This window comes from Candidatus Eisenbacteria bacterium (genome assembly GCA_030017955.1).
In the GTDB taxonomy this organism is placed as follows: domain Bacteria; phylum Eisenbacteria; class RBG-16-71-46; order JASEGR01; family JASEGR01; genus JASEGR01.
On the sequence record JASEGR010000108.1, the window covers coordinates 1 to 7,057 of the forward strand.

General features: G+C 51.9%; 4 protein-coding genes. 3 read left to right on the top strand and 1 reads right to left on the bottom strand.

The features are described 5' to 3' along the window. Positions 1–51 precede the first annotated feature (51 nt). On the bottom strand, positions 52–483 hold the full coding sequence (locus QME66_12160) for an NUDIX hydrolase (protein MDI6809718.1): 432 nt from the start codon (positions 481–483) through the stop codon (positions 52–54). A gap of 582 nt (positions 484–1,065) precedes the next feature. Between QME66_12160 and QME66_12165 the strand changes: the two genes are divergently transcribed. The 3 genes from QME66_12165 to QME66_12175 all read left to right on the top strand — a co-directional run bounded on the left by QME66_12165 (position 1,066) and on the right by QME66_12175 (position 6,947). Continuing rightward, the gene (locus tag QME66_12165) at positions 1,066–3,123 is read left to right on the top strand and encodes a S8 family serine peptidase (protein ID MDI6809719.1); all 2,058 of its coding nucleotides are present in this window, start codon (positions 1,066–1,068) and stop codon (positions 3,121–3,123) included. An 88-nt stretch (positions 3,124–3,211) separates the two neighbouring features. Beyond that, on the top strand, positions 3,212–4,159 hold the full coding sequence (locus tag QME66_12170; protein MDI6809720.1) for a hypothetical protein: 948 nt from the start codon (positions 3,212–3,214) through the stop codon (positions 4,157–4,159). A 58-nt stretch (positions 4,160–4,217) separates the two neighbouring features. Then, on the top strand, positions 4,218–6,947 hold the full coding sequence (locus QME66_12175; protein ID MDI6809721.1) for a pitrilysin family protein: 2,730 nt from the start codon (positions 4,218–4,220) through the stop codon (positions 6,945–6,947). The last annotated feature ends 110 nt before the right edge of the window (positions 6,948–7,057 follow it).

Genomic DNA, 7,057 nt, shown 5'->3' on the forward strand with positions numbered 1-7,057 from the left:
GTGCCTCATGAAACGCCCTGTATTTCGTAAAGTTATTTCTGGGACGGCACACTAGCGTATATCGTCCGGTCCACCCGCCGGATTTCCCTGACTGCCCGCCTTGAAATCGTCCAGGATTTTCCTATGGTCGAAAGCTATGTCATCGGGGAGCGAATCAAGATAGAACGTCCCAATGTCCGCAGCATCATCGCCTGCAGCCGCTTTGCCCTGGGCCTCGGCAACAAAAACTGTTGAGACTGTATGCCCGCGCGGGTCTCTTCCGGGATCCGAGTAAGTCCCGAATTGCCTGAGCCCTCTTAGCTCAAGCCCTGTTTCTTCGAAGGCTTCCCTTCTTGCGCATTCTTCCAGTGTCTCGCCGTACTCAAGAAAGCCGCCCGGCAGCGCCCATCCGTATGGAGGGTTTCTTCGCCTGATGAGGAGAACCTTTCCTCCCTCCAGGACTATTATGATATCAGCAGTGACTCGTGGAGATTTTCTTTCCATTTTCCTGAATGCTATGCCCTCCTACCCGCTGATTCCACAGAAAAATCGGATCTGCGCGCCCAATCGTTGTCATAACTACATATGAAGGGAATGAGCCGCGAGCTGGCTTTCGCGGGAGGGATGGGCAACCCATCTTGGCGAGCAAGGTGGGGATACCCAGCCCTTCAGAGGCTGGGAGGGGCAGGGATTCCTCGCCTGGCGAGCCGTAGATGGGTCATCCCGGAGCGGAGCCAGCAAGCGCTCATTCCCTTCGTCAGTCGCTCCTCAATGATTGTTTCGTATGATTCGAGAAAGGGAGAAATCCCTTGACTCCCATGTCTCTTTCGGTAATCTCTGAACGGATTCTTTGGTCATTTGGAAGTTATCGTCTGGAAAGGAATGAAAAAATCAATCCGACTGCTTAATCTTAGCCTGTCTTGCTTGGGCCGCGCGCCTTCGCTCTCTATTTTCATTTCTCTCTTCCTTGGCCTCTTCCGGTTATGTCTGATTCCTGGGGACAGCTACTGCCTGAGTTCCCGGGGAGAAGCGCGGTCGGCTCCGACGCCACAGCAAACTTCCCATCAGGAGCAGATTGTTTCACGGATGGACGGCGCTCTTTCCACTTTTCTCTTCGGTAAGCAGCGGGAGTCCCAGGCTCTCTGGAGGAATCTGCTCAACCTTGCACCCGGTGACAGCGCGACGCCGGTTCTCATATTCAGCAATGATCCCTCCCGGCTCAACGGTATTCCGGGGCTTACTGTCAGGACTGTTCTTGGCAACGTTGTAACTGCGGACGCCACGAATCAGGCGATAGGAATTTTGCTGAATACTGATGAAGTTCTTCGTGTCGAGCTGCCAAGGGTTGCAAAGCCGCTTCTCAATGTGAGTGTCCCCGAGATAGGAGTTCCGGCTGTCTGGGGTGGGAGTCCGTCTTATCAAGGCAGAAACGTAATAGTCGGTATCTACGACACCGGGATCGACCTTGCTCATGCAGATTTCAAAGATTCAAGCGACAAGACCCGCGTGCTTTTTCTCTGGGACCAGACTGCATCATCTGGCGCTCATCCGCAGGGCTATTCGTATGGAGCAGAGTACACGAAGGCACAGATTGATGCAGGGAGTTGTCCCGAGCAGGACACAAACGGTCACGGGACCCACATGGCCGGTAGTGCGGCAGGAGACGGTTCTTCTTCGGAGAGCCTGTATGTTGGAGTTGCCAAGCTTGCTGATCTCATCGTGGTGAAGGGCGGAAACGGATCCTTTCTCACTGATAAAATAATTGACGGAATCAACTATATTGCAGAGAAAGCGAGAGCGCTTGGGAAATCCGCAGTCATAAACTTGAGTCTTGGCAGTCACTTCGGCTCTCACGACGGCAAAGGACTTGATGAACTGGCAATAGATGCTGCATCACAGAATGGCCTCATTGTCGTCGCAGCGGCAGGGAATGAGGGCGACTTGCGAATCCATGCAGGAGGAAGTCTGTCTCAGGGCCAACCCCTATCAAGGGCTTTCACGATACCAACGTATAGCGCCAATTCAGGCGCCGGAAACGACTATTGCCTCCTGGGAATCTGGTATCCGGGAACGAGTACTGTGAATTTCACTATCAGTGATCCCAATGGCGGAACACATGGTCCGATTGCACCAGGCGATAGTCTCATTGTGGACAGTGCAGACGGTTACCTGGAGCTCAGAAACGGAGTTGGTGGAGTTAATCCTTTGAACGGTCTGCGCGAAATCGAGATTACTATTTTTGATGCGTATTACAATAAGCCTCCCAGAGCAGGAACATGGACAATCACGCTCGACGGAAACGATGGTGTGGTTGACTCATGGATCTACGATAGCAGCATGGACGCTCAATTCGATCAAGCCTCATGGGACAACCAGAAGCAGGTCTCGATACCAGGGACGGCGACGAGGGCAATAACTGTCGGTGCCTATACGACCAAAGTCTGTTGGGCAGCAACAACGGGTAGTTGGTGCTTTTCGCCTCCGGCCCCGACCCGCTGGGACTTCGCACCTTTTTCCAGTCAGGGACCAACGAGGGATGGAAGGCAGAAACCCGAGATTTCCGCGCCGGGGCTCTTAATAACTTCTTCGAGGTCTGCCGATGCACTCCCCGCGCCCGACTACGACAACCCTGATGGGAAACACACTGGTCTTTACGGAACAAGTATGGCAGCGCCTCACATAACCGGAGTAGTTGCGCTGATGCTTGAGAAATTCGGTTCCCTGACGCCTGAGGACGTACGGTATCATCTCACGACGACTGCAAGGACCGATCAGTACACAGGTACGGTCTGGAACAAATTCTGGGGATACGGGAAGGTGGATGCCGAGGGAGCGGTCGCAGAGGTGAGAAGTTCGGCTTCGGCGAAGGGCGAGGCCTTTCAGATATCGTTTAGGAATCCTTCAAGCCCCCCTGTAGTGATGAGGGCGCGCGCTTTCAGAGAAGAGAAACTTACTGTCAAAATCTACACTGTGGACGGAAAGCTCGTTGCTTCAATCTTGAATGAAAGGGTCACCCCGGGAGAGCTCGAGCTGAAATGGGATGGACGGGACACAGCCGGAAGGAGGGTTCCATCCGCGCTCTATCTCGTCAGGGTCAACTCGGCGCGCGCTGAGCTTACAAAGAAGATTGTTCTCTTCAGGTGATTCTGAACTGGGACGGCAAGGGGACCGGCCCCGCGCTGGTCTTGCACCGTCGGCCCATGAGCAATTCTAGTGAAATGGAGGTGGAGTTGTGAGAAAGCTTCTGATTTCTATCGTTCTTTCGGTTGTCCTGATCATTCTTACACAAATTGCCATGCCCGGCACCAAAGCTGCATTCGGCCAGGTCACGCTTTCCTTCCAGCCATCGTTCGGCGAAAGTCTTCACTACAAGGTTGGGACCGTGACCAACGCAAATGTGAACGGGACGCCGACAAAGGTAATTGACGAAACTAAGATTACGGTGCTCGCCAGGAAAGTGGCTCCAAATCCTGCCAAAGGGGATACGCTGATTCAGAAAAGAGGTGGCGTGCTTCCTGACTCTCTAATCGAGCTCCTGGTCAGATATGATGCAATGGATTATGGATATTTTGTCAATGAGAAACCTTTAGAATCAAGGGAACTCGAGGACCAAAAGCAGAAACTTGTGGGAAGAGTCATCAGCATAAGGCTGACCGCCGACGGCAAGCTTGCCGGCTGGACCATACCCCGGGGACTTGGCTACGGACAGGATGAGCTTGATGTTGGAGAGGCAACCGCAGCAGAGCTCTCATCGTATCTTTTCCCGACACCCCAAAAGCCTCTTTCGCAAGGTGACTCGTGGGAGAGAAGTTTTGAGTTTCCGATAAAGAGTAAGAAAGGCGGGCAGATTACTACTACAGTTAGTGAGTCTTATACCTTCGAAGGGACCGCCAAGAAGAAGAAGGAGGAGTGTGCCAAGCTCAAAGTCGTGACAACAAACATTAGTGAGGGAGAGGTAGAGATCAGTCAGGAAAGAAGGAAGGGCAAGCTCTGGGTTGACTCGGAATCTCATTCGAAGGGCGAGGTGATCTTCTCGATCCAGCGCGGGCTTATCATTGAGTCATCCAAAAGCACCAAACAGGAGACATCGGTCGCTTTCACTTTGGCCGGTTCAACAAAAGCCGAAGAGTTCACATATTCTTCTGAAACGAGAACCAAAATCTCGTTGATTGAAAAATAGTGTTTCCGGCTGGAGAAGCTGTCGGGATTGCATCATCCTAATCCAAAGGGAGGAAATCATGCTCAAGCTGCGCCGCCTCGGGTTTGCAAGTCTTGTGGTTTTCGTTTTTTTCCCGGGCGCCTTTTCCGGCACTGTTGCTTTTGCAGCACCGGAAAGCAAGGCCGAGGCCAGGACTCTGCCCAACGGCCTCACTGTGATTGTTGAGGAGATGCCGGTCTCACCGGTCGTCACGGTCTCGGTTTTTTACAAAGTGGGGTCAAGAGAAGAAATAATGGGTGCGACCGGAGTTTCTCATTTTGTCGAACACATGCTCTTCAACGGGACCGAGAAGTATCCGAAGAACGAAGCCTTCAAAACAATCATGAAGAACGGGGGAATCGGAAACGGACTGACGTTCTGGGACTACACTCTTTTCTACGACATGGTTCCGTCCGACAAACTCGATCTTGCACTGGAGATAGAGGCAGACAGAATGGCAAACAGTCTTATGGATTCGCTCGCAATTGAGGAGGAACGTGACATCATTCTTGAGGAACTTGCGATGCGGACTGAGGCTCCGATCATCAATCTTATCGAGGAAACGTTTGCCAGTGCCTTCAAGGTCCATCCCTATCATCACTGGTATCCCGGAGGCAATGAGGCGGATGTTCAGAACATAACGCCTGACGAGGTCAAGGCATTCTACAAGAAATACTACTCGCCGAATAATGCAATCGTTGCTGTGGTTGGCAATATCGAGAAGGAGCAAGCCTTCGAGCGCGTCTCCAATTTCTTTGGCTCGATCGGCTCGCAAGGAGAGCCCAAGCGTCAAATCTCTGAGGAGCCCGAGCAGAAGGGACTGAGAAGAGTTCAGTTGAAAGCCGTTTCAAAAGAAAGTCAGGCGCTCTTTTTCATAAAGGGCCCGGAATTCGGCACAAGGGATTGGGAAATCCTTCAGGTTGTCACGCAGATTGTTGGGGGCGGCAAGAAGTCCAGGTTAGAAAAGAATGTCGTTGATAAAGGGATAGCTTCGAGCGTGACATTTTTTGATTTCCCGAGCAAAGATCCATTCGGGATAACCATCTTCATCAGCGCCCCGAAGGATGCAGACATGAAAACGATCGAGACAGCCGTATGGAATGAGCTGGAGAAGCTGAAAAACAGCCCGGTGACTGTTGACGAGCTCGAGAGAGCAAAGCGTATGTATGCCGGTCAGACTCTCCTTGGTCTTCAGACCTCGCAGGAGAGGACTCAGCAGCTCAGTCTATATGAGTACTACAGAGGGTGGCGTTACAGTGATGAGCTCCTGGAGAACATAAAGACCATCACGCAAGACGATGTGCTCTCTTTGGCAAAGAAGTACTTCAAACTGGACAAGACAACTATCGGTACGCTGATTTGTTCCGGAAGCAAGAATGACCGTGAGACGATTTCGTTCAATCAAGTCTCCGGCGGAAGAATGAGCTTGCCTGCTTTCTTCGCGGTTGGGGGCTATTCGAAAGACATTCAAACGCCACATGGCAGGATGCTCAGCTTCAAAGATGCAGTGACTGAGTCTCTTCCAAACGGGATGAGAGCAATTCTGATGGAGGACCACTCACTTCCTCTTGTCGCTATCGGCGGCTACATAATGGGCGGTGCCGTCCTGGATCCTCAGAACGAACAGGGACTTGCTAACCTTACTGCCAACATGATGACGAGGGGAACCAAGAAGTACTCCTACTACGATTTCCATGAGGTTTTTGAGGGCGTCGGGAGTTCCTTCGAAATGGACGGAAGGCTGGAGAGCATAGCTTTTTCCACGACTGTTCCCGCAGACAGGGCTGTGGCTTCACTGGACGCAATCTCGGATGCCCTTGTGAATCCAACATTTCCGAAAGGAGAGTTGGGGAAGGCAAAAAACGAGATCTCTTCACTCATAAGGAAAAGAGATGATGATGCATTCTCAGTCGCGAAAGAAGGCTTCAGAGGATTTTTCTTCGGGACCCACCCGTACTCGCACTCGGTGATGGGGACGGAGGAGTCGATCTCTAAGATGTCGCATAAGGACGCAGTCGGATTCTATCAGCAAAATGTGAAGCCAAATCTCACGGTTCTGTGCATTGTAGGTGATTTCAAGAAAGATGAAATGATGGCTCGCATCAAAGAGAACTTCTCCTCATGGCCGGGCAGGAGAGGTGGTGTGGAATGCGGTGAACCGGTTCTGGCGAGCGGAGTAAGACAGAAGGTCCTGACTCTCCCCGAGAAGAAACAGGTGAAGGTGATTCTTGGTACGAAGGGCCCGCTCTTGCGGTCGGATGATTTTGCAGCGTTTTCCGTGATGGACTTGATTTTCGGAGACCAGGCATTTGGGAGCAGGCTCTTCGACAAAATCAGGGAAGAGAAGTCGCTTGCCTATATCATAAGTACCGAATGGCTGCCGACAAAAGAACCTTCTTCCTATACGATCGTTTTTGGGACCAGGTCCCGGGGTCTTGAGAAGGCTCTTGCTGCAGTCAGAGAGGAAATAACGAAGATGAGGTCGAGCGCGGTCAGCGACACTGAACTCGCTGATACGAAGAGTTTTCTCAAGGGCATCCTGCCTTTCAGATTCCAGACATATTCGACCATCGGCAATCAGCTGCTCCAAACGACATTCCATGGACTTCCTCTTGATTTCTACGAGAGGTACGCTGCGGCGCTTGATTCTGTGGGCAAGGAGGAGGTCCTCGAAGCGGCCAGGAAATACCTGGATGAGGCCAACTACGCCATCTACGTGGTCGGGCCGGTTGATGAGAATCTAAAGGCCGTGAGGAAAAAGCTGAAGTAATAGACGTCCCCCGACGGCGACGCCTTTTCCCGAGATAATGTGGTTCCAGTCATTCCTAGTGTGCCGTCCCAGAAATAGCTTTACGAAATGCAGGGTGTTTCATAAGGCAC